Source organism: Mesorhizobium ventifaucium, assembly GCF_935822925.1.
GTDB lineage: Bacteria > Pseudomonadota > Alphaproteobacteria > Rhizobiales > Rhizobiaceae > Mesorhizobium > Mesorhizobium ventifaucium.
In genome coordinates, this window is sequence record NZ_CAKXZS010000001.1 from 88,671 (window position 1) to 111,058 (window position 22,388).

Sequence of the window (22,388 nt, forward strand, 5' to 3'; positions counted from 1 at the left end):
CTACGAGCATATCGACAGCATCAAGGTGAAGACCCGCGATTCCGATAAAAGCTGCAGCTGATATACCGTCATCATGTGGTAGTCTGGCCCGCATGACGACGCTTCATCTCAATTGGCGCGGAAGACGGTGAATCCGGCAAAGCCGAATAGAACGCATCCGCCGAAATGGATCGAGCCTCAGCTGACGCGCCTGGTCGACGAAGCGCCCAACGGCCCCGATTGGCTTCACGAAATCAAGTACGACGGATACCGCATGCACGCGCGAATCGACGGCAGCGACATCCGCTTGCTCACCCGCACCGGCCTCGATTGGTCGCATCGCTATCAAGCGACGATAGCGGCCCTCCGCGCGCTGCCGGTGAAAGAGGCATATGTCGACGGGGAGCTGTGCGCCGTCCGGGCAGACGGCGTCACCTCCTTCAGCCGCCTGCAGGCCGCTATGGACGAGGGCCGCACGGGCGATCTTGCCTTCTTTGCTTTCGATCTTCTGTTCCTGAACGGAGAAAGCTTTGCGAAGCTGCCGCTCATCGACCGCAAGGCGCGACTGGAAGGCCTGTTTTCGACCGACATGCCTGGCCTGCGCTTCAGCGATCACGTGATCGGCAACGGGCCTGCGTTCCGCAAGCACGCCTGCCGGCTTGCACTCGAGGGCGCAATCTCAAAGCGGATCGACAGCGCCTATGCATCCGGCAATCGCGGCCTGTGGGTCAAGTCAAAGTGTCTCAACAGAGAGGAATTCATCGTCGTCGGCTGGACCGATCCGACTGGAAGCCGGTCGCACATCGGCTCGCTGCTTCTCGGCTACTACACCGATGATGGTCGTCTGTTATATGCGGGCCGCGCCGGCACGGGCATCACGGTTGCAGAGCTCAAGCGATTGGCTCGCCGGCTTGGGCCGCTTCAGACAGCTCGAATGCCCCTCGACGTTCCGCCGCCGCGCGAGAGCCGGTTCGGCTCGCCGCTTGAACTGTCGCGGGTGCATTGGGTCAGGCCTGAAGTGGTGGTCGAGGTCACCTATCTCACCTGGACGGAAGACAATCTCCTGCGCCAGGTCTCGTACCAAGGCGAGCGTCAGGACAAGCCAGCCCGGCAGGTGGTGCGCTCCCCGCCCCATCCCTGATCGACATCGGGCGCCGTTTCGTTTCAAGTCACCCGACTTGCTCTACCTGCAATGTGCCGGGGGGAAGGGCCTTGATCAGCGACTTCGCCGACACCGAAGGGTCGAGCCAATCCGCCCACGCGCCGCGATCGAGGATAACAATCTGCCTGTCGTGATAGGGCGCGATATCGGGCCCAGGCTCCATCGTCAGCATGGTGAAGGCTTCGCCGACCTCCGGCGTGTCACGCCAGATTCCAGCAATGCAGAAGATCGGCTCGTCATTCTTTGTGAAGAGCCACTTGTCTTTTCGCTTCTTCTTGGGATCTATCGGATCGGTGAACTCGTAGAAGCCGTCCGCGACGATGAGGCACCGGTTAGAAGAGAACTCCCGGCCCTCCGAACGGAAATTATAGACGGGCCGCTTGTTCGGTCCGGGCCAGCTCCAGCGCCGTTGCACCATGTCGCCTTCGCCTCGGACGCCCTCGATAGTCCTGATGATCGGCGCCACGTCCGTGATCTTGATGTCCTCGCGCGCCTGGAGGTTCGGCGCTCCTTCTCCGAAGCGGATCTTGATCTTCAGGTCGGCAAAGTCCTCCACGATCGAAGCGACATCCACCGTCAATCGATAATCATTGCACATCGGTCCTCCGTCTGTCCTCCGTCCGATCGCATTGCACCGCGATCGAACCGTAACCTGCCGGTCCCCTATCGGCCCCAATGCGCTCATTTCGGAACATGCCCAGCCGACTAAGTGGCGATTGGAAATCAATACCCCTGCGCCGCAGTGTTCTGGTTTGTGCCTCAAAAATCGCATAAAAGGCAGTGTGGAACGGGCTGAGCAGTTCCTGACCGCCCGGCGCCTATCCAGCGGCGATAATAATTCAGATGTTCGCAGATCGGTCGCTCCACTTCCCGATCGGCGAACGCCAGCAAGGAAATGCATCAGATCCCTGGTCTTCGGCGTTAACGGCTAGGTGCCGCAGACGCAGACGTTTGCAACTGCCAGGAAAGGCTTTCACCGGTAGCAGTCGGTCACGCACACGACCCAGATACAGCACGGTAACAGCAGCGAGCCCGCCGCGTGAAGAGCTTGGGACGCCGCTCGGTTCGAACCCACTGCTCCGGCATAGTCTGCCGGGTTATGCGCACGATTGTCGCTAAGCGCCGAGCGGATTTTCGGCCAGGGGAACTCCGGGCATTCCTCGCGCCCTCGCCCTCGCGCAACACAGCATGCTTAACAGAAACGATAGCACGCACTCTCACAATTAATGGCCAGCGACGGCCGTTCGGCAGCGGGCTTCGTCGCTAGCGAGGACGAGGGTGTCGAGTCTACAACCAAATGTCGGGGGTCGGACATGGACGGCAGCTTACCATTCAGGTCATTGAAAGCTTTATTCCTTTGGCACGATTAGTGCAACGGATGATCCGCAAACGTTGCACGGAACCGATAGAATGTGAGGGGAGCGTCATCCAGATTTTTGCGTTGACCGTCCACTCAGTCTTCACCCAGTGGCAGCCGCGCAGGCGCTGGCGGACGCCAGCCAGCCCGATACCCCATCGATCCAGTCGGCGGAGAACAGTAGACAGAATGGGAGAGACACCAGTATGAACTGCGAATGTGAAATGGTTGCTCGGGTAAGCGCCATCGCCTTGCTCTGGACGGCCACCGCTGCATCGGCGAACGAAGGCATGTGGATGCCGGCCCAGACTGCGGAAGTGGGCGCGGCCATGCGCGCGGATGGGCTCCAGATCGATCCCGCGCAGCTGAGCCGACTGGACGCTGCCCCGCTCAACGCGATCGTATCATTGGGCGGATGCTCCGCCTCCTTCGTCAGCCCGCAAGGACTGGTCGCGACCAATCATCACTGCGTGTTCCGATCCATGCAGTACAACAGCAAGGAGAGCCAAGACTATCTCACCAACGGCTTTCTGGCGAAGAGCCTGGGTGAGGAATTACCCGCGGTGCCCGGCAGCCGCATCTATGTGATCGAGGATATGCCGGATGTGACCGCCGACATGCTCAAGGGCGTATCGGACAAGCTGAACGGCTTTGCCCGCTATGAGCGGCTCGACACGAACCGCAAGGCGCTGATCGCCGCATGTGAAGAACAGCCCAATCGCCGCTGCGACGTAGGGTCCTATTATGGCGGCGCCTCCTACTATCTCCAGCAGAAGCTCGAAATTCAGGACGTGCGCCTCGTCTATGCGCCCGGGCTCGGCATAGGTAACTTCGGCGGCGAAACGGACAATTGGATGTGGCCGCGCCACACAGGCGACTTTGGCTTTTATCGCGCCTATGTCGCCCCTGATGGTTCCTCCCGGCCTTATGCGCGCGACAACGTGCCCTACCGGCCGAAGAACTGGCTGCGCATCGCCTCTAAAGGCGTGCAAGAAGGCGATTTCGTGATGGTCGCCGGCTTTCCCGGAGCAACCAATCGGTTCCTCACCGCGGATGAAGTCCGGTTCAACTTCGCGCACTACGAACCGCTGTTGCAGCATTTGCTGTCGGATTATGCGGCCCAGATCAAGCAAGCCACGGCAGGCAATCGCGAAGCGCAGATCCGCTACGCCTCCATCCTGCGAGGCGTGGAAAACTACAAGAAGAAGCTGGCGGGCGATCTTGCCGGCGCCGACGCGATCGGCCTCGACGGGCGCAAGGCTAACGAGGAGAAAGCTTTTCGCGCCTGGGTCACTAAGTATCCCGTACGGCAGACGCGCTTCGACGCAGCAATCCGCGAACTGGACGCGATGGTGAGCGAGAATAGCCGGGCTTCGCTGGCGAGGCTGCGCCAGGCGCTGCTGGACCGCGCGCAAATCCTCTCATCGGCACGCACTCTCTATCGCTGGGCGAAGGAGCACGAGAAGCCCGATGAAGATCGCGAAAGCGGCTTTCAAGATCGTGACCGTAACGAGACCGTGGATCAACTGACGCAGATCGAACGCAGTTATCTGCCCGTCATCGATCGCAAGCTGTTCGAGGCTGCGCTCGATGAATATCGCCGGCTGGACGCAAAGGACCGCGATACTGCGTTCGAAACCACTTTGGACCAAATTGGCCTTGACCGACTTTATGCAGACACCAAACTCGCAGACACGGCAACGCGGCTCGGCTGGCTCGGCAAGCCCGCTGCTGCCTTCGAGGCGTCGGACGATCCTTTCATCAAGCTGGCGGTCGCGCTCTATCCCGGCGACATAGCTGCGAAGCACGCTGCGAAGGACCGCGCTGGACGCAGCCAGGCGGCTCGCGCCATCTATATGCACGGCCAGCGTGCCTACCGCCAGGCAATCGGCCGGCCGATGTATCCCGACGCGAATGGCTCGCTGCGCATCACCTGGGGCAAGGTGGCGGGGCGAACACGCGACGGGCAGATCTGGATGCCCTTTACCACGGCCGAGGGACTTCTGGCCAAAGAAACGGGCAAGGGTGAGTTCGACGCTCCAGATGCGGCTATCGCAGCGATCCGAGCCAAGGATTATGGCCCCTATGTCGCGCCGGCGCTGGGCACGTTACCGGTCAACTTCCTGTCCACCGCCGACATCACCAACGGCAACAGCGGCTCGGCGACGCTGAACGGACGCGGCGAGTTCGTGGGTCTCGCCTTCGACGGCACGCTCGAGGGCGTAATTTCTGACTGGGAGCGCAACGCGGACCGCAGCCGCAGCATCCATGTCGACGGTCGCTTCATGCTCTGGACCATGGACAAGATTGACGGCGCTAGCCGGTTGCTCAAGGAGATGGGAGTGCTACCGGCGTCGCGCTCCTGAGCGGGGTAGTCTGGCGGTAGGCGAACGAGTCGGCGTCAGCCAGCCAGAACGGCACATCGGGACATTGACGTGACCTTGCCACAGCGATCGTTGATCGTGCTCGAATCGGCCGGCGCTCCAACGCATGCGCAACATTCGAAGGTTCGCCAGCGCCTGAGCAGTTGCCAATTCCGTTTCCCCCTTGGCATACCCGTCCAATGACGTAACTCGGTGCAGTCGCACCGAGCAACGCTTGTTCGTCTACTCGAAAACGAGCAACCCGAGTTCTGAAGCCGCGTTGAACCGACTATTCCCTCGCAATGGAGACAAGACGATGCAGCTCTTCTGTGGAGAAAATGCCGAAATGAAAACCGCCGGACAGGAACAACGGCGGTCCACAGGAACGGGAGGCCACAGATGTGCAAGGTTTACGCGAGACAGGATCCCGAAGGATACCGCCAGACCAACCGTTCGGTCCGTGTTGCCGGCCATTCGACCAGCATCCGGCTCGAGGCCGCTTTTTGGACACTTCTCGACGAAATTGCCGAGAGCCAGGGTCTGTCAACGACGAAATTTATCTCCAAGCTCTGTGACGAGGCACTCGAGATCAACGGAGATATCCCGAACTTCGCGTCTATGCTCAGGACTACCTGCGCACTCTATCTGCGCGGTTACCGGCCCTCACACGACGGGCGTCTTAAATTCAAGCGAAGCTGCGTGAAGGCGAGAGGGCGCAGGTGGAGCATTTGCACCTGCGCGCGGACACGAATTTGCTCGGTCGCTAGACCTTGGATCAAGCGGAACGCTGGGCAGACTCTTTCCCTAGCTGGTGACTCCGCCGGTGAATGCTTGTTTGCGTCGAACCGTTTGTAATTCGCTCGACTGGCATTGATGCGCCCCTCGTGGAACGGGATAAATCTGCAGGGGGATAGGAATGGTGCCCAGAGGTGCCCGACCCGGTCGGTGCTTATTTCGAAGCCTCTGTAAACTCGCGCATATACACAAGCCCTAGGCGATACCTGTGTCGCCGATGCCGCAATGGCAGGATGCTTACAAAAGAGGACATATCAGACCTAATAGCTGAGCGGCCGTTGTAGAAAACCTGAAAAATATCAATCAATCAAAGTATTACCGCCTTGGCATGCTCCTTGCGAGCTTCATGTAGATCTTAGCAGTGTAAGCGTTCTTATCCGGGATGCAGCGCTCACCGGGGAGGTAGAAGCCTTGAAGTCCAAAGATGTGCGTGCCCAAGCCTATTCGATGCCGCTGACAAGCCCCGCCTACCCGACGGGGCCATATCGCTTCGTGGACCGCGAGTACCTTATCATCACCTACCGGACGGACCCCGACCGGCTACGCGCCGTAGTCCCTCAGCCACTCGAATTCGATGATCCCTTGGTAAAGTTTGAGTTCATTCGCATGCCCGACTCTGCGGGTTTCGGGAGCTATATTGAGTCCGGCCAGGTCATTCCCGTTAGGTTTAACGACGTGATCGGCGGCTATTCGCATGCCATGTATTTGGACGACGGACCGCCAATTTTGGGTGGCCGTGAGTTGTGGGGATTCCCGAAGAAATATGCACATCCTGCGTTAGAGGTCTATGGAGACACACTGGTCGGCACCCTCGACTACGGCCCGGTCCGGATCGCAACAGGCACCATGGGCTTTAAACATTGGGCGCTCGACCACAGCGAGGTTCTGGCCTCGCTGTGTCAGCCGACATTCCTCCTGAAGATTATTCCGCATGTCGATGGCAGCCTGCGCGTCTGCGAGTTGGTACGCCTTAAGATGGAGGACGTGACATTGAAGGGCGCATGGGGTGCTCCCGCAGGCTTGGACTTACGGTCGCATGCACTCGCGCCGATTGCAGAACTGCCGGTTCTGGAGGTCGTTTCAGCCGCCCATTTCATCGCGGATCTGACACTCGGCCTCGGGACAGTTGTTCACGACTATCTGGCCGAACCGCAGGCGGCGTGAACCCGAAGTCAAGGTGATCAGAAAACGACCAGCATGTAGGTCGGGCAACAAAGAAAGTTGGCTGTCACGAAGCAGCATCAAGCCGTTGCGGAAAGTTTTCGGTGTGCCGTTCGCGGACGGTGTGGCCGTGCGACGACTGTTGCTATGACGATGAGCCCACCTCGTAAAGCTAGATCGGAGTCATCGGATCTCGTAACAGAATCCCGCGCTCACAGCCCCACTCTGCGAGGTCTCTGCGAGGGGCGCTCTATATGTCGCGGCGTCTATAGCGCGGGGCGACGCGTCAGTAAAAAATGGAGTTGGTGAAAGCTGTGGATTCAAGAGTTCCTGTTGCCGAGCAGAAAACGAAACCGAGCTTCCCCGATTTGGCATCGGCGACCAGCCATGATCGTCCGTTCTCCTGGCAAACATCAAGAAAACAGAATCGACTTTTCAGCGGCATCGACCCGATACCGGCGATAATGGCCGTTTTCGCTCCATTTCGCTCTTGGTCGCAGGAAGGTTGCCCGAACCGCTCTACGTCCATGAGGGCGTTTTGCGCTACCAAACATTTGATTACGACGTCGAGCTCGGCAGCTACTTGTATTGTTGGTAGCAAGTTAGCCAGAGCCATGCTGGTCCGAAATATGTGGACATTTTTCGGACACTCGAAGGCTGAAAGTCGGCATTCGACCGATAGTGTTGATTTAATCGCCGTTGATCGGCTGGCGGTGTCGTGATTCCATCCACCTGTTGATTCCGGAGGGAATGGGACGATGATGGGATCGCAGGTGGCACCGGCGCAGTTGTTCTACGATTTCTGTCTCGATGATCATGTCCCTGATGACCACCTCCTTCGAAGGATCGACCAGTTCCTCGATCTGGAGAGCGTCCGCTCGGAGCTGAAGCCGTTCTACAGCACCATCGGCCGTCCCTCGATCGCTCCCGAGTTGATGATGCGGATGCTGCTCGTTGGATACTGCATGGGCATTCGATCCGAGCGACGGCTCTGCGAGGAGGTTCACCTCAACCTTGCCTATCGATGGTTTTGCCGTTTGGGATTGGACGGCAAGGTTCCTGACCATTCCACCTTCTCGCGCAACCGCCATGGCCGGTTCCGGCAGAGCGACATCCTGCGGCACCTCTTTGAGACCGTGGTGGAACGCTGCCTGAGCGAAGGCCTGGTAGGTGGCGAAGGGTTTGCGGTGGACGCCAGCCTGATCGCGGCCGATGCCAACAAACAACGCTCGGTTCCGGGCGACGAGTGGCGCGCCGCCGATTTTGGTGCCGGGGCTGGTCGAGCGGTACGAGAGTATCTCGCAACCCTGGATGACGCCGCTTTCGGAGCGGCCAGTGAGGTCACTCCGAAGTTCATCTCACCCTCCGATCCGGCGGCGCAGTGGACCGGAGCGCACAAGGGTCATGCCTTCTTCGCTTACGCCACCAATTATCTGATCGACACCGACCATGGCGTCATCCTGGACGTCGAAGCCACGCGCGCGATCCGGCAGGCTGAAGTGGGAGCCGCGCGCTCCATGATTGACAGGACCGGGGACCGCTTCGGCCTGAAGCCGACGTATCTGGCCGCCGACAGCGCCTACGGATCGGCAGCGAACCTCGCCTGGTTGGTCAAGGAACGGGAGATCGCGCCGCATATCCCGGTGTTCGATAAGTCCAACCGGACGGATGGCACTTTCTCGCGCGCCGACTTCATGTTCGATCCGGACGCGAACGAATACACCTGCCCGGGTGGCAAACGGCTGGTGCAGTTCCGGCGCAGCTACAAGACGCCGCGCACAGGCATCACCAGTGCGGGCACGCGGCTTTACCGCGCCAGCCAGCACGACTGCAAAGTCTGCGAGTTGAAGCCGCAGTGCTGTCCGAATATGCCCTCTCGTAAGATCCCCCGAGATCTGAACGAGGATGCCCGCGATGTCGCCAGGGCAATTGCCGAGACGCCGGAATATGAGCGGTCCCGTCATCGACGGAAGAAGGTCGAGATGCTGTTCGCGCATCTCAAGCGCATTTTGCGGCTTGGACGTCTGCGACTGCGCGGTCCCTCAGGCGCGCGCGACGAGTTCCTCCTCGCCGCTACCGCCCAGAATCTCAGAAGATTGGCAAAGCTCCGACCACCGGCCGGGCCGATGATCGCTGCCATGGCGTAAAGGAGGGACAGCCGCCGCTAAACGAAACACTGCAAGTAGCGAGACCCGAAAACTGCGGCAAATCTGGCCGGATCGACCCGACCAAGAGCCATGCTGCCGTCCCGGCAACGACTAAATCAACAATATCGACCCAAACACGCCGCAGACCATTCGACCTTGTGTCGATGAAGATGCGCCAGGGTATGGAGTGGGCTGGGATCAACCAGCGTAGGTCAACGAACCGAGTATGGTTTGGTTGCGATGGAGAGGCGGACGCCAACCACATCTTCAATAATGCCCGCCTGCTTATCGCCTTCACCATCGAGGTAATGCGACGAAATTCGCCGCGCCTCAGGATCGCTCAATGCTTTCTTTACTGCGGCTGGTGCGTCATCCTGACTCGAGCAACGGAGGTCGGAGTTATGGCCCGCGAAGTCGAGTTCCAGGATGACGATGTGCTGGTCACGTCGCGCAACCCGCTGAAAGGCACCTTGCTGCTGATTACGGATGACGATGATGAGGTCGAACTGCAACTCGACCAGGAAACCGCCCAGGCATTGATGAGTGCGCTGGGAGCCTTTCTAATGGAAGGCGTGGTTGATCCCCTATAGCTCCCCTGCCAAACCCACCAGCGCGCGCTCCTGCCGACCGCAGTCGTTACGCCGCCCTTGCCTCTGGTCGCCCTGGCGGGCTTGCTTTGCCAGCGAACGCCTTCCACACTTCGGCTCGCGGCAACTCAAGTTCGTCACGGGAACCTGGCGCAGGTCGCTCAGCCCTCGAATTGACTTGGACCTGTCTTGGTCAACAGCAACCCGTCGCACCAAACGTGGTCTACGCATCCCCACTCACAGGCGGCAGCCGCATCAGGAAAAAAACCACGTCCATTGAGATTTGCACTCGTGTTGCAGAGCAGCGAAATGCCCGTGAGCTTCTCATATTCCATCAGAAGTTCTGCGATTGGGTGTTCAGAAGTCCTCGAAACAGTCTGAAGTCGCGCTGTCCCGTCGAGATGGACAACCGCCGGGATTTTTTCTTTCCACTCCGAACGGGTTCGGTGATCGAACAGCATGTAAGGATCCGGCGTGCCGGGGTCAAACATGTCAGGTGCACGATCCTCCAAGCATATTGGCGCTACCGGCCGGAAGTGCTCTCGAACTTTGATTTTGTTGAGATGGTCCTTCATTTCCGGCGAAGTTGCGGCCGCCAGGATGCTTCTGCCTCCCAGAGCACGTGGACCAAGCTCTGCGCGGCCTGCAAGGAACACCACAGGCTTGTTGTCGGCGAGCACGCTGGCAAGTTCTTTCAGGCTGCAAGCAGCAGATTGCCAACCAGGCGGAACCTTGCCATGGCTCACATTTGGCCCGCTGTAGACTGACCAGTCGAGATGTACGAAACCATTGTCGGCGGCCAGCGCGCAGCAAGCGGCACCGATCGCCGATCCGCTGTCGTTTGGAAACGGAGGCACCCAGACTGCGTCGAACAAACCGCTCGCCCGAAGGGCGCTGTTCCATTTGATGTTCAGCCCGCATCCGCCGGCTATGCACAGGTTTCGGGTTTCGGGAACCGAGTACCCACGCAGCGTGCTTGTCATCCCCCGGACGAGAAGACGCTCTACGAAGGCATGGAACGAAGCAAGAATGTCCTCGGGCGTTTCGGGGATTAACCGCGACGCGCTGGCATCGAAGAAGTCGTGCACAGCCGTGAGTAACGCGTCTTCACTGTGGCTGTTGTTCCTGTAGCCAAAGGCAAGGTCCGTATCCCCGGCGAAATGATAGTCGTAAAGCTCCTGAAACACATTCATGATGTGTTCATGGACCACACCGAGCGCGATATAGGCCATCAACTTGCCGGCGATACCGAGATTCCAGCCAGTCCGCAGTTCTTGCCTGTAAGGACCGAAATGTTGGCCCGCGGCGGCATAGGCATGGCCTATCATCGGAAACAGGCACCCAACAAATCGGACTCCACTTGGCTCGACGTAGTAAAGCCGCGGAAAGATGCAGCCGTCCCATACCAGACAAAATGCCGGTTCCTCTGCTTTGGCGAATGAGCTGGTGCAGTATGCGGAAGCCACGTGCCCAAGAACATGCGGGTAACTTTCATAAGAAAATACCCCATTGTCGAGCATGAGACCGGAACCTTGACAGGCTGTCAGGGGATTTTCGGCGTCCCGTTCCACATATGGCGCGCCGTTGAGAGTGATAGGGGAGCCCTTACTCAGAACCTGGAATTCCGACTGGATCTCACCGTCCCATCCGTCAATGACGAACCGGTCGATATCGCGCGGAGCAAGCCCGTTTTCCGCCAAAACGGCGACGACCGTCTCAAGCCGCTCGATATGTTGGTACCGTGGGTTATTGTCGAGCTTCTCCTGCTCGATGCAAAAGACTAATCTGCCGTCTTCCACGACAGCGATTCCCCCGTCGTGCGTCAGCTTGATACCGCAAATGCGCATAGTAGATCCTTGTCGAGGTGACCGTGGAGCAACCGCAGAAACGGCTGGAAAACATAGCCGTGGGTTTTGATGTTGCGCTATGCAGGATCATGAGGAACCGGTAAATTAGATTGTTTGGATGTGAGGCATCCGCGCGGTGAATGATAAGGTCTGCCGCGTGATCTAGAACAAGATGGCTGACACCAGCGCTGTGCGGCACAGTGGGAAGGGCTGGCCACTGCAAGCCGCTGGGCAACGATGTGCACGGTCACGCATCACCCGCGCCACGAGAGGTCCGCGCTCCCTCGGCACCGAGCGTGCGCGTACTGAGCACGAAGGTGTCGCGCTAGAGCCTTCCCTGATCAAGCTACTCTTTAGGTCTCTATCGACAGGTCTCTATAGACAAGACTTTCGATGGCGGGGGCAGCGCCCAAAGGGCCTATTCGCCTTTTTGAATCGCGCCGTCATGTTGGAGGCACAACATCTGACACCGACGGATCCCGCCTGCAGATCGGCAGCGGAACAGAGCGGCTAAGCGCGTGTGAGGCTAGCGCGGGGTAGGTCAAACGGGCATTGTCTCGGCTCACAGATGCAGTGGTACCGGGTCGGCTCGGCAAAGAAGACGAGCGGGACCCTATTGACGGATATCGCCTTGGGGGCGGAGAGATGACCGGCTTGCACAGATTTGAGAGGGCGGTCGTTGTTCAGGTTGGCCGCCACAGTTCTGAGCGTATCGTATTCGATGTCAACCAAGCGGCCGCTATCCTGATCAGTGACCTTCATCATCGGACCGAGAAACGGAGGGTAGCGATGGACGCTTGTCTGCAGGTATTGCGTGGTGAGGCCCATTCACCAGCTGCTCGAAGGGCTTTTGTGGCAGCAGCGCTTGAAGCAAAGATCCTTCGCAGCGATTGAATGCTGTAGCGCATCAAGGTTTTGATGCTTCGAGTGGAAGTCGTCTGGCCCGAATACTCTTCCGGAGAAATGTAGGCGTTGGCGGCCCGGAACGCAGCTACCTCCCTCGCCGGTAAGACGTTCTGCCAATCGAACGAGGACGTGATTGGCGTCGGGACCTGTCGACCCATCGGCGATCAGCACGCCGCGCGCATTGTTTCCGATCAGATTACGGAGAACATCTCGGCTAGTCCCATCGAAAGGGTCGGTGCGTACATTTTCCCTCGGCGATATGAAGTCGCGCGGCTTACGATCCGACACCTGATCCTAGACGGTCCAGGACGCCGGCGAGCTGGCACTTCGCGGCAGCGGAAAGCGGCTTGATTGGCCGTGGGGGCTCGGCGGAACAGATTTCGAGGAGCTCGGCGATTGCGTAGACGACGCGAAGGCTCGAGAACGTCTTAAAAAGCTCCCACACCGGGGCCAGGGTGGCGTCGATCCGGTGTGCTTCTGTGTGGTCGCCGTGCTGAGCGGCTCTGACCATCCTCAGGCAGGGGTCGGGCAAGATGCCACCGAGGACGCTGTACCATGTATCGGCGCCTGCGATCAGGGCCTCGGCGGCGTTCCAGTCGCCGCTGTAGCCGATCGAGAATCCTTTCGGCACAATTTTTTTCTGGTGCGCAAGTTGGCCTTTGATAGCATCGCCCCGGTCGGCTGAGTTTTTAATTGCGAAAATCCCAGGCAGCTGTCCCAGACGCTCGATGAGCGCTGGCGTGAAGCGAAAATGCGTGTTTCCAGGATTGTCGTAGATCACGATCGGTAGGCCGCTTTCGCGCGCCACTGTCGAAAAATGCTCGAAAACTTCGTCGTCAGTGAGCGGGGTGTAGGAAACAGCCGCGAGCAACCCCGCGGCTGCGCCGAGGGCCTTCGCATCACTTGCATAGTGTACCGCTTCATCGGTGCGCAAAGCGCCCACGCCCACCACGAGCGGGACTCGTCCACGCGTCTCGTCCAGCGCCTCGCAAATCGCCCGGCGGCGTTCCGCGCGCGACAGATACATGTAGGTGCCGGTGCTACCGAGCAGGCCGATGGAATCCACCTTTGCTGCGCAAAGCCGCGCTATCAGCTTTCGAAGCGCCAGGACATCGACGACGCCGTCACTGTCGCTTGGCGTTATTGGGAAGGCCGAAAGGCCGCTCAGGAAAGCCATGCTGAAGCTCCCGTTGTTACATTGGGTGAAGCGTTGGGCATCAAATCCCGTCCAGTGCCTGTTCTAGATCCGCGATCAAATCGGCGGCGTCTTCGAGCCCTACCGACAGACGCATGAGGTCGTCGCCGACTCCGTCAGGCAAATGCGCGTCCGTGCGGATTGACTTGCGCGAGCGCGTCAGGCTTGCCGGATGATAGATGAGACTGTCAGCGTCACCGAGGCTGACCGCCCTGATGATCAGCTTGAGCCGGTCCATCATACGGCGCGCGCCCTCGAATCCCGTTTGGAGGCCGAGAGCCAACATGCCCGAGCCTTGCGACATCTGTCTGCGCGCGATCTCATGGTCGGGATGAGAGCCGAGAAATGGATAGCTAACCCAAGCCACAGCCGGGTGCGCCTCGAGCGCCTGAGCGACCGCAAGCCCAGAGGCACTGTGACGCGCCATACGCAACGTGAGTGTCTTCAATCCGCGCAAAATCAGGAACGCCGACAGGGGCGAGAGCGCTGCCCCGGTGAGATAGCGCAGGCCAGTTTCGCGCAGCAGGTGCAGTGTTTTCGCATCGCCGAGTATCACACCGCCCAGAGCATCGCCGTGGCCATTGATGTACTTGGTCAGCGAATGGATCACGATGTCGGCTCCAAGTTCCAGCGGACGCTGAAGGGCGGGCGAGGCGAAGGTGCTGTCGACGGCGACCTTCACGCCGCGAGAATGGGCGTGTTCGGCAATGCCGGCGATGTCGAGGATACGGCTCAGCGGGTTGATTGGCGTCTCGAAGAACACGAGCCGGGTCCTGTCAGTGATGGCGCCATTGAGATTGCTCGGATTCGACAGGTCGACGGCAACGACCTTGATGCCAAACTGCGGCAGCCCCTGTTCGACCATGGCGAGCGTATTCGAATAGAGTGTTTTGTGGACAATGAGTTCGTCACCTTGCGAAAGCAGCGAAAGGATCAGCGTCCCGAAGGCGGCCATCCCCGAGGCGAGTACCAGCCCAGCTTCGGCTCCTTCGAGATTGGCGAGCCGCTTTTCGAGGATCTCGGTGGTGGGGTTGTATTCGCGTGCGTAGAGCCTTCCGCCAAGCGCGGCGGCGGCTTCGTTTGCTGCCACGCTTTCAAATCCATAGGTCGATGTAAGAAACACCGGCGTCTGAACGGAATTGGAAAAGCCGGCCAGATCGTAGCCATGATGGATGGCCCGGGTGGCGAATGCGAGACCGACGTCGTTCCGGGACGGCGTTGATGTTGCCTCGGCTTCAAGCTGATCTTCGGCGCTGGTCATCGGCTTTAGCCCTCTTGATTTCGGGGACAATGCCGTCACACTAACTCAGAGGGAACGTCCAGTTGGCGATGAAAGAAATGGTCCAGCCTTCTCCTGCCGCGTCGACGGTTCGCTCGCAAGGCCCGGGCGCGCGCCAGATCTGCGAAGCTCTTCGCGAGCAGATCCTGGGCGGGATCTATGAAACGGGCAGCCAGCTGCCGTCGTCCCGCGGCCTCGCAAATGAACTCGGTGTGTCGCGAACCACGGTCACCGTGGCATATGACCAGCTGGTCGCCGAGGGTTTCATCGAGGTCATTCAAGGCGCAAGACCTCGCGTTTCATCCTCGCTAGTCCGGAGTAAAGCGACCAGCGCGGTCCCGAAACGGACTGGCCCGATCCACCTTTCCTCTTACGGCGAGCGACTGCGCGCCAATCCGCCAGGGCGCGATTACCTCCCCAACCGCTTCAAGGTCGATTTCCGTTATGGCGACCTCGCGCCATCTGATTTCCCGGCGCTGACGTGGAAGCGCGCGATGAACGTGGCGATGTCACAAAGCCCCGGAAGGCTGGCCTACCACGATCCACGCGGCTCGCATCGCTTGCGCCAGGCGCTGCAGGGATATTTGTGGCGTGCCCGAACCCTTAGCTGCCAGGTCGAGCAGATCCTCGTCGTCAGCGGATCACAGCAGTGCCTCGACATGTGCGCGCGACTGCTGCTCGACCCTTCTGACAGCTTCGTGATCGAGGACCCCTGCTATAGAATGGCGCGCCAAGTCTTTGCCAGCACAGGAGCCACGCCCGTCGCTGTCGCCGTCGACAACGAGGGCATGAAGACCGAGCTGCTGCAGGAGATCCCAGCGCGGCTGGCCTATGTCACCCCGTCGCACCAATTCCCGCTCGGCGGCGTCTTGTCAATTTCGCGGCGGTATCAGCTCCTCGAATGGGCTCGGCGCAATGACGCCTATATTATCGAGGACGATTACGATGGCGAGTACCGGTACGACATTCGACCGGTGGCCCCGCTGCATAAGCTGGAAGACCGCAGTTCCGTAATCTATGTTGGCACGATCTCCAAGACACTGTCGCCGATGCTGCGCATCGGCTACCTGGTGGTTCCGGCCGAGTTGCAAGACGTCTTTGCGATGGCCAAGCAGCTTCTGGACAGGCATTCTCCGGTTGCGGAACAGGAGGCGCTGGCCTCACTCATCGAGAGCGGTGCATATGAAAGCCATGTGCGCCGCGTCCGCCGTCTTAACGGCGAGCGGCGAGAGGCACTGCTTGCCGTCCTTCGACGCGCGTTCGCAGACAGCATCGCCATCGAGGGGGCCGATGCAGGGCTGCATGTCGTCGTCTGGTTCAAGGATCTTTCCCGGTCGCTGGAGGACGTCCTGGTTGAAGAGGCGCGGCAGGTCGGGGTTGGCATCCATCCGATCTCATCGCTGTACATCCGAGATGAAGGCCGCGCTGACCGGATTGGACTGGTGATGGGCTATTCCGCCCTGACCATTCGGCAGATCGAGAATGGCGTTCGGCTCCTTACTGGCGCTGTCCAACGGGTAAAGAGTTTTGCCGAGGATCCGGCAAGATGCTCAATACCCGCCCTGACAGCGAGCGGACCTGGCTCGTGACCCCAGAGTCGCGCCGGCATTGATCGCAGACTGGATCAGCAAGACTTGCCAGGACTGGCTCTGTCGGCCAGTCCGGGTCCCGGGCAGGACTCTGAACCCTGGGACCTGGGGAAGGGAATTCTTGAGGAGACTCTCAAATCCGGTGGAAGCAAGGCGCGGTCGCGGCCTGCTTAAAGGAGAAAGCGTTGTTGGATTTTCCGCTGATCGACGAAGAAATAGCAGAGATCGCACCTGACTTTCGCGCAATCAGCATTCTTGTTGATGCACAGGACAGTGCGCGAGGCGTCATGGCTCGGGACGTGTTGGGAGAGGCTTGCGATTTCGCCCGAGCGGGGGGACCCGCCTGGGGAGAAGCGCACTTGGCCAATTGGGCCGAGGCATACGTCCGGTTCGGCGCGAAACCAAACCGGACGCCATGCTCGGCGCAGGCATTGAAAAAGCGGGTGGAGAAGGATGGCCGAATCCCACCAATAAATCCTGTCGTCGACCTCTACAATGCAGTGAGCCTGCGTTTCGCAATACCGATTGGCGGCGAAAATTTCGATGCATATGTCGGCAAACCGCGGCTGACGATTGCCGTAGGAACGGAGTCCTTCCACACTGTTTTGAATGGGGAAGCGGTCATCGAAAGCCCTTCCAAGGGGGAGGTCATCTGGCGCGACGATCTGGGAGCTACATGTCGTCGCTGGAATTGGCGGCAGGGCACGCGCGCCCGGTTGGAGACGGTGGGCGGCCGCATGTGGTTTATTTTGGAAAGCTTGGCAGCGATGCCGGAAGAGGCGCTGGAGCAGGCGGCAAAGATGCTCGTGAGCGGTCTGAAAGAGCTGGCACCAGGGTGTAAGGTCTACAAGCAGGAAATCACCACAGCTAAAGGCTCCGCTGCCAGTCTCGACAGGCGGGCCGGTTGAGGAACCTGCCCGCCCCGATGTATCATCGTTCACTCGCAACCCGACTCTGCGTTCCTTTGCGGCCCTGATAGGCAGGCCGGGCAGCGATCTCGATCGAGTCGCCGCCCGCTCACCCCGTGGGGCGAGCTCTCCGTGGCGAAGCTGTGACGCCGCGTGTGCCGGCCGTGCCGCTTGACGGCGTTGGCGCTTTTGCAGTCTCGGCGACGATCCGATGAACCTGCAGCGTCGGGTAATCGCGTGCTGCCCCGGGAAGCCAGCCGCCGCGGCGACGCCCTGCTGCCGCCCGCCATTCTATCAGCAGCGCAGTCGGCTAAGCCGGCGGCCGACAGCATGGCATCACATGCACTGGCCGCTCCTCCTTCCCTTGAACGAGCCGCACGAGATGCGCCATCCCCCGCGTACGGTATCTTCAACAGCACCCCATCAGGGCCGCCGCCAGAAAGGCTGCCCCTGATCTATCTTTATCGCCGGCAGCTCGATCTGTAGCGCTACCTGGCGACGGCGGAGCCACGGACGGTTGAGCAAGCTAAGAGATGCCGGGGGCGTGCAGAAGCCGCAGAGTCCCCACTGTTGGACCGCCAAATCGTTGGCCCGATACCCAGCTGCCATGCCACTTCACCAACTGGACGGCTTCAATTGCAACGAACTGGCTGTTTCCAGAGGGCCAGATTGCCAGTATCTGAGCTGCAACGCACACACGGAGTTCCCCCGATGTACACCCCTCCGGCCTTCCGAGATGATGATATCGATTTCCTGCGAGCGAGCATCCGCGCAGCGCCGCTGGCGAACTTCGTCACCGCCACGGCCGAAGGACTCTTCGCCTCGCCACTGCCCCTCTTGCTAGATGAAAGCGAGGGCGAGCACGGCGTGATCTACGGCCACCTCGCGAAGGCCAATCCGCAGTGCCGTGTTCCGCCGCTGTGCGATGGCATGGCGATCTTCATGGGACCGGATGCTTACGTCACCCCGGCATGGTATGCGGCCAAACAGGAAACCGGGAAGGTTGTGCCGACCTGGAATTACGTCGCCGTCCACGCCTATGGCCCGGTCGAGTTCTTCGAGGATACGGGCAGGCTGCTGGACGCCGTGCATCGCCTGACCGACCACCACGAGGGTGGGCGCGTCTCGCCTTGGGCTGTGTCGGACGCGCCGCCGGATTTCGTGCAGGCGCAACTCCGCGGAATTGTGGGCCTGCGCATGCCGATCACGAGGATCGAGGGCAAGCGCAAGATGAGCCAGAATCGGAGCGCGGCCGACCGCGCCGGAGTGGCTGCGGGCCTCGCGGCTAGCGAGCGGGCATCTGACCGTGAGGTCGCCTCTCTCATCCCATAGCAACATAAACTTCGTCGGTATCGACCACCATGCCAGATTTAACCCAAGTCGCCCTAGACCTTGCTGCGGCGTTCGTGCTCGCCATAACGCCTGGTCCGCGGAGACTCTATGTTGTCGCCCGCAGTCTCGCCGGCAGTCGCCCCGATTGCGTTCAACAAGCTCGCCGACGTGTTGCGCTTGTTCAAGGCCGCACGGCGGCGCGTCCTGGATGGATCCAGAGGCTGAGGGAAGGTCGGGGAGGCGCTATGATCGCGCTGGGCATCGGCCGCTACGAAGAAGCAGCCTGCCACATCAGTTTGGCTCCGGATCGGCGCAGCATCTCTCCGGGCTGGCTACTCCGCGGAAGCAGCTGGATAGCCTTGAGCCATCTTCGGTCATTTCGCCTGGCAGATCAATGTTCTCAAGAGGCGCGGTAGTATCCGTTGCGTGAAAGTCGGCTCACAATGAGAGACAATCGTGTGAATAAAGAGCGGGTCAGTTCGATTGGCTCGCCTTCCTATGCCGATCAGTTCGGCGTCGTAAATCAACAAACGGCAGAAGCCAGTCACCCGATAGTGGCGGCCGCCTTGATGAAGGAAACCCACTCCGTGCGCCAGGCGACACTTCGGTTTGCACTCGACCACATGGCGACGCCCGGGCTTGATGTCGGGACGTTCTTCGCGCTCGCACGCGATCTCGGTCTGACCGACGTGCAAATCCGGAATAATCCCTGCAGTAAGGCTGCTGTGCGCGGCAAGCCGCCGGCGGATGTCCGGTCTGCCGCTGCCGAAGCAGGCATCACGATTATCTCGGTCAACGCCTTGCAGCGATTCAACGAATGGACTCCCGCCCGCAAGGCCGAGGCCAGCAAGCTCGCCGATTATGCGGCCGCCTGTGGCGCCCAGGCGCTTATGCTGGTGCCGGCGAACGACGGTTCGTGGTCCGCCAATGGCGAGCGCCCAGGCAATCTCCGCGTCGCCTTAAAGGCGCTCAAGCCGATACTTCAGTCGCGGGGTCTGATTGGGCTCATTGAACCCCTTGGCTTCCAGACCTCCTCGCTTCGATCGAAGAACGAAGCGGCTAAGGCTATAGCCTGGGTTGATGGCCAGTCCGTCTTCCGGCTTGTGCACGATACATTCCACCACACACTCGCCGGCGAGACGTCCTTCTTCTGCGATCTGACCGGTCTCGTGCACATTTCAGGCATAAACGATCCAACCTTCTGGATTCACCCGGATCGCATCCTGGGAGGTTCCGACAATTGCAGCCAGATCCGGGCGCTACTTGATGGCGGCTATACGGGTCCCTTTTCTCTTGAACTCGTCGAGGAAGTCCACGCGTTGAATGACTCTGCAGGCGCATTTGCCGCCAGCATCGATCTCATCCGACACGGGCTACTCACGCGAGTGCCGGTTTAAGGCGCGTAGGCAATTGAGCGGAGAAGTCGTTCGAGATCGCTCCTATGTCCTGCTCATGCGGGTGCTTGCCGGATAACCATTGTCAAGACTGGCCATGGACCGCCTTGGGCGGCCGCGGCAGTTCGATGGGTCCGCAAGGCGAAGGTTGGATCTGATGCTGAGGGCGGCGGGTATCGGAACTTTCGAGTTTGACGATGTCTGATTGGATCGCAGGGGCGAAGCATAACGTAGCCCGTTCTAAGTCGGGCTTGCGCCGAGCCAATTTGGCGTTTCTTAGACAAAGTCTATGAAAACCGTTCCAGTTTGCGAGTACATTTCTGCACGATGGTGCTGTGGTGCTCGTCCGAGACGGACACGTAATAGCGACCGTTGAAGAGGAGCGCCTCAACCGGATCAAGCTCACCAACAAGCTCGCAAGTGGGGCGATTCAACACTGCCTTTCAGCCGCTGTGGTTCAGTTCAAAGAGATCGATCGGGTAGCCTTCTACGCTGCCGAAGCTATTGTAACGCCGCCCTCGAGAAGATGCTTGTTTCCAGCCGGACGCTTCCATCCTTTAGGATGCTAAAATTGATGGTACAGAAGCTGTTCGCGCAGGAGTTCGGCACCGAGCTGGGGGTTCGCGTCTCTCATTTGTAAGTCATCCCGCCGCGCCCACTTCCATCTCCATCAGCCGCTCGGCGGCAAAGCCGATCATCTCGCGCATTGATCGGCGTCGGGGTCTTCTTCACGAGCCCGCGCAGGTCCATCATGTTGGTCATCGGTGCTTCCTTCGAATCAGGTTGTCAGCAACCCAACCCTACCGAAAAACATCGATAACCCCCGCTACGCCGCTCGCTCGCTACCGCGCTGTTGAGGGCGCGCTCGCGAGCGGCTTCTCCACCGTCGAGCTACACCCCGTCCCAGGGCGCGACCCGCAGCACTGCCAGTGCAGATTGGGTCGCGCTCTTGAGCGGCTTCTTTCAGTTCGTATGCCTGCCATCGATGTACCATCGAAGATGCGGGAGATGGTTTTTTGCATGCTGCGGGAAATCCACCACCTCGTCGATCCCGAGAGATGGCATAGCCACTTGCTCTTAGGGGCTCACACCCGGTCTGTTCGGGGGTGTGCGCCGCCAGCAGGGCTTGCTCGGGCGGTCGGATGCATATAGCTCGACTACAGAAGAATCGGCCGGACCTTCGCTCGTCGTCTGCCGCGACTTCCTGCGCGATTCGTGTTCAACAAGGAACTACCTATGAGGCGGCAGCCCCGGGCATTCACGGTGGAGATCAGACAGAAGCGCAGTTCTCAAAAACGGAGTCGTTCGATCTGGGGCGATGTCGATCTCACCGCAGCAACGGCCGAAACAAGAAGGGAACTCGAGGAGATGGAGTTGCCAAATCGTCGCCTTGTTGACTCAAGCGTCGTAGCGCTTGATGCTGAACACATGCACAAACCGCGAGCGGAGCATCTCATGGCAAATCCCCTGGACGCAGAACCAGTAACAACTGCAACGCAACGGCAGCCAAATTGGAGACGCTTGAAAAGAAGAAGGCCAAACGGTCGCCGAAGGCGAAGGCTGAGCCCAGGCCGGCTGCTCGGAAGAATGCCCCTAGCGCGGCGTCCGAGGCGAAGGAAGCACCAGCAGCGACCGTCCGGGCCGGACGTAAGACCTACTCTGAAAAGGAGCGCGCGCAGATGCTCGCCCTGATCCAAAAGTCTATCAGTGGCGGCGACACCCACAAGAGCGCCGTAAAGCAGGCCGGCATCTCGGAACAGACCTACTATCAATGGAAGAAAGCTTCGCCGCCTGCGCCGGTTGGTGACGATCTGAAGGACCTCGTCGCGCTTGAGGAAGAAAACAAGCGACTGAAGAGCCTGCTCGCGGAACGCCTGCGCAAGGAGAACGCGGAACTGAAGAGGAAGCTCGGGCTTTAGTAACCCTGAATCGCAGATCGGAGCGCCAGAATTCTTGTCCGACGCGCTATCCGAGAGCTCATAGTTTACGCGTCCTATCTGCGCTTCGAACCGCACCAGCTGGTCTCGACGCGGCTGGAAGGCATCATCGGCGAAATCCCGCATACGCCGCTCGATCAGGCTGTCGCCGAGGCTCTGAAAGATATCGGCATCGCAACAGTGAACGGCGTTTCCAAAGCCGCCTGAACGCAACGTCGAAAAGGGACGCCTAAGCTTAGAGCCGCCCCATCAGCAGCAACAGCAGAACCACCACCAGCACCACACCGACAATGCCTGAAGGTCCGTAGCCCCAGGAGCGCGAATGCGGCCAGGCCGGCACCGCGCCGATGAGGACAAGGATCAAGATGATGATGATAATGGTGCTGATCGGCATGAGACATTCCCGGCATTTGCTTCAGGGCAATGCCCTCGCATTGCCGGGGACCAGGC

The 22,388-nt window shown here is 59.8% G+C and carries 19 protein-coding genes and 1 pseudogene; 13 read left to right on the top strand and 7 right to left on the bottom strand.

The annotated features are described in order from the left end of the window. Positions 1–127 precede the first annotated feature (127 nt). On the top strand, positions 128–1,120 hold the full coding sequence (gene ligD / locus NMG70_RS00410) for a non-homologous end-joining DNA ligase (protein ID WP_254022733.1): 993 nt from the start codon (positions 128–130) through the stop codon (positions 1,118–1,120). A 28-nt stretch (positions 1,121–1,148) separates the two neighbouring features. Here the strand turns inward: ligD and NMG70_RS00415 are convergent, their stop codons facing one another. After that, entirely contained in the window at positions 1,149–1,739 is a 591-nt protein-coding gene (locus tag NMG70_RS00415; RefSeq protein ID WP_254022734.1) for an SOS response-associated peptidase, read from the bottom strand. Positions 1,740–2,608: 869 nt separating this feature from the next. Between NMG70_RS00415 and NMG70_RS00420 the strand changes: the two genes are divergently transcribed. The 3 genes and pseudogenes from NMG70_RS00420 to NMG70_RS00430 all read left to right on the top strand — a co-directional run bounded on the left by NMG70_RS00420 (position 2,609) and on the right by NMG70_RS00430 (position 6,820). Next, positions 2,609–4,864, top strand: coding sequence for a S46 family peptidase (locus NMG70_RS00420; protein ID WP_254022735.1), 2,256 nt, complete (start codon positions 2,609–2,611; stop codon positions 4,862–4,864). A 396-nt stretch (positions 4,865–5,260) separates the two neighbouring features. Further along, positions 5,261–5,545, top strand: a pseudogene (locus NMG70_RS00425) (ribbon-helix-helix domain-containing protein); the annotation flags it as partial. A 522-nt stretch (positions 5,546–6,067) separates the two neighbouring features. Beyond that, positions 6,068–6,820: an acetoacetate decarboxylase gene (locus NMG70_RS00430; protein WP_077378813.1), complete on the top strand. Its 753-nt coding sequence runs from the start codon at positions 6,068–6,070 to the stop codon at positions 6,818–6,820. Positions 6,821–7,103: 283 nt separating this feature from the next. On the opposite strand, the gene NMG70_RS00435 is transcribed toward NMG70_RS00430, so the two are convergent. After that, positions 7,104–7,433, bottom strand: a complete 330-nt coding sequence (locus NMG70_RS00435) for a hypothetical protein (RefSeq protein WP_254022736.1) — start codon at positions 7,431–7,433, stop codon at positions 7,104–7,106. A 142-nt stretch (positions 7,434–7,575) separates the two neighbouring features. Here NMG70_RS00435 and NMG70_RS00440 point away from each other — a divergent pair, with 142 nt between their 5' ends. Together NMG70_RS00440 and NMG70_RS00445 are read left to right on the top strand one after the other, a co-directional pair. After that, the gene (locus NMG70_RS00440) at positions 7,576–8,964 is read left to right on the top strand and encodes a transposase (RefSeq protein WP_254022737.1); all 1,389 of its coding nucleotides are present in this window, start codon (positions 7,576–7,578) and stop codon (positions 8,962–8,964) included. 164 nt (positions 8,965–9,128) lie between these two features. Continuing rightward, positions 9,129–9,554 (top strand): hypothetical protein, encoded by a 426-nt coding sequence (locus NMG70_RS00445; RefSeq protein ID WP_254022738.1) that lies wholly within the window; start codon positions 9,129–9,131, stop codon positions 9,552–9,554. 158 nt (positions 9,555–9,712) lie between these two features. Here the strand turns inward: NMG70_RS00445 and nodU are convergent, their stop codons facing one another. Continuing rightward, entirely contained in the window at positions 9,713–11,398 is a 1,686-nt protein-coding gene (nodU, locus tag NMG70_RS00450; protein WP_254022739.1) for a nodulation protein NodU, read from the bottom strand. Positions 11,399–12,043: 645 nt separating this feature from the next. Here nodU and NMG70_RS00455 point away from each other — a divergent pair. After that, complete coding sequence (locus NMG70_RS00455) at positions 12,044–12,292, top strand: DUF982 domain-containing protein (RefSeq protein WP_254022740.1); 249 nt, start codon at positions 12,044–12,046, stop codon at positions 12,290–12,292. Positions 12,293–12,578: 286 nt separating this feature from the next. Here the strand turns inward: NMG70_RS00455 and NMG70_RS00460 are convergent, their stop codons facing one another. Then, on the bottom strand, positions 12,579–13,481 hold the full coding sequence (locus tag NMG70_RS00460) for a dihydrodipicolinate synthase family protein (RefSeq protein ID WP_254022741.1): 903 nt from the start codon (positions 13,479–13,481) through the stop codon (positions 12,579–12,581). 40 nt (positions 13,482–13,521) lie between these two features. Continuing rightward, positions 13,522–14,760 carry a trans-sulfuration enzyme family protein gene (locus tag NMG70_RS00465; RefSeq protein ID WP_254017815.1) on the bottom strand — a complete coding sequence of 413 codons (1,239 nt, stop codon included), beginning with the start codon at positions 14,758–14,760 and terminating at the stop codon, positions 13,522–13,524. A gap of 68 nt (positions 14,761–14,828) precedes the next feature. Between NMG70_RS00465 and pdxR the strand changes: the two genes are divergently transcribed. From pdxR to NMG70_RS33135, 5 genes are all read left to right on the top strand, one after another. Continuing rightward, positions 14,829–16,367, top strand: a complete 1,539-nt coding sequence (gene pdxR / locus NMG70_RS00470; RefSeq protein ID WP_254022836.1) for a MocR-like pyridoxine biosynthesis transcription factor PdxR — start codon at positions 14,829–14,831, stop codon at positions 16,365–16,367. Between the two features lie 185 nt (positions 16,368–16,552). Continuing rightward, positions 16,553–17,275, top strand: coding sequence for a B3/B4 domain-containing protein (locus NMG70_RS00475; RefSeq protein ID WP_254022742.1), 723 nt, complete (start codon positions 16,553–16,555; stop codon positions 17,273–17,275). A 711-nt stretch (positions 17,276–17,986) separates the two neighbouring features. Beyond that, complete coding sequence (locus tag NMG70_RS00480) at positions 17,987–18,607, top strand: FMN-binding negative transcriptional regulator (RefSeq protein ID WP_254022743.1); 621 nt, start codon at positions 17,987–17,989, stop codon at positions 18,605–18,607. Between the two features lie 569 nt (positions 18,608–19,176). Further along, positions 19,177–20,004, top strand: a complete 828-nt coding sequence (locus NMG70_RS00485) for a TIM barrel protein (RefSeq protein ID WP_254022837.1) — start codon at positions 19,177–19,179, stop codon at positions 20,002–20,004. Between the two features lie 335 nt (positions 20,005–20,339). After that, entirely contained in the window at positions 20,340–20,570 is a 231-nt protein-coding gene (locus NMG70_RS33135) for a hypothetical protein (RefSeq protein ID WP_425293537.1), read from the top strand. A gap of 61 nt (positions 20,571–20,631) precedes the next feature. On the opposite strand, the gene NMG70_RS32580 is transcribed toward NMG70_RS33135, so the two are convergent. Then, positions 20,632–20,763, bottom strand: coding sequence for a hypothetical protein (locus NMG70_RS32580; protein ID WP_301555115.1), 132 nt, complete (start codon positions 20,761–20,763; stop codon positions 20,632–20,634). 749 nt (positions 20,764–21,512) lie between these two features. Here NMG70_RS32580 and NMG70_RS00495 point away from each other — a divergent pair. Continuing rightward, the gene (locus tag NMG70_RS00495) at positions 21,513–21,920 is read left to right on the top strand and encodes a transposase (protein ID WP_254022744.1); all 408 of its coding nucleotides are present in this window, start codon (positions 21,513–21,515) and stop codon (positions 21,918–21,920) included. A 253-nt stretch (positions 21,921–22,173) separates the two neighbouring features. Here NMG70_RS00495 and NMG70_RS00505 read toward each other — a convergent pair whose 3' ends face one another. Beyond that, positions 22,174–22,332, bottom strand: coding sequence for a DUF3309 family protein (locus tag NMG70_RS00505; RefSeq protein ID WP_077378844.1), 159 nt, complete (start codon positions 22,330–22,332; stop codon positions 22,174–22,176). Positions 22,333–22,388: the final 56 nt, after the last annotated feature.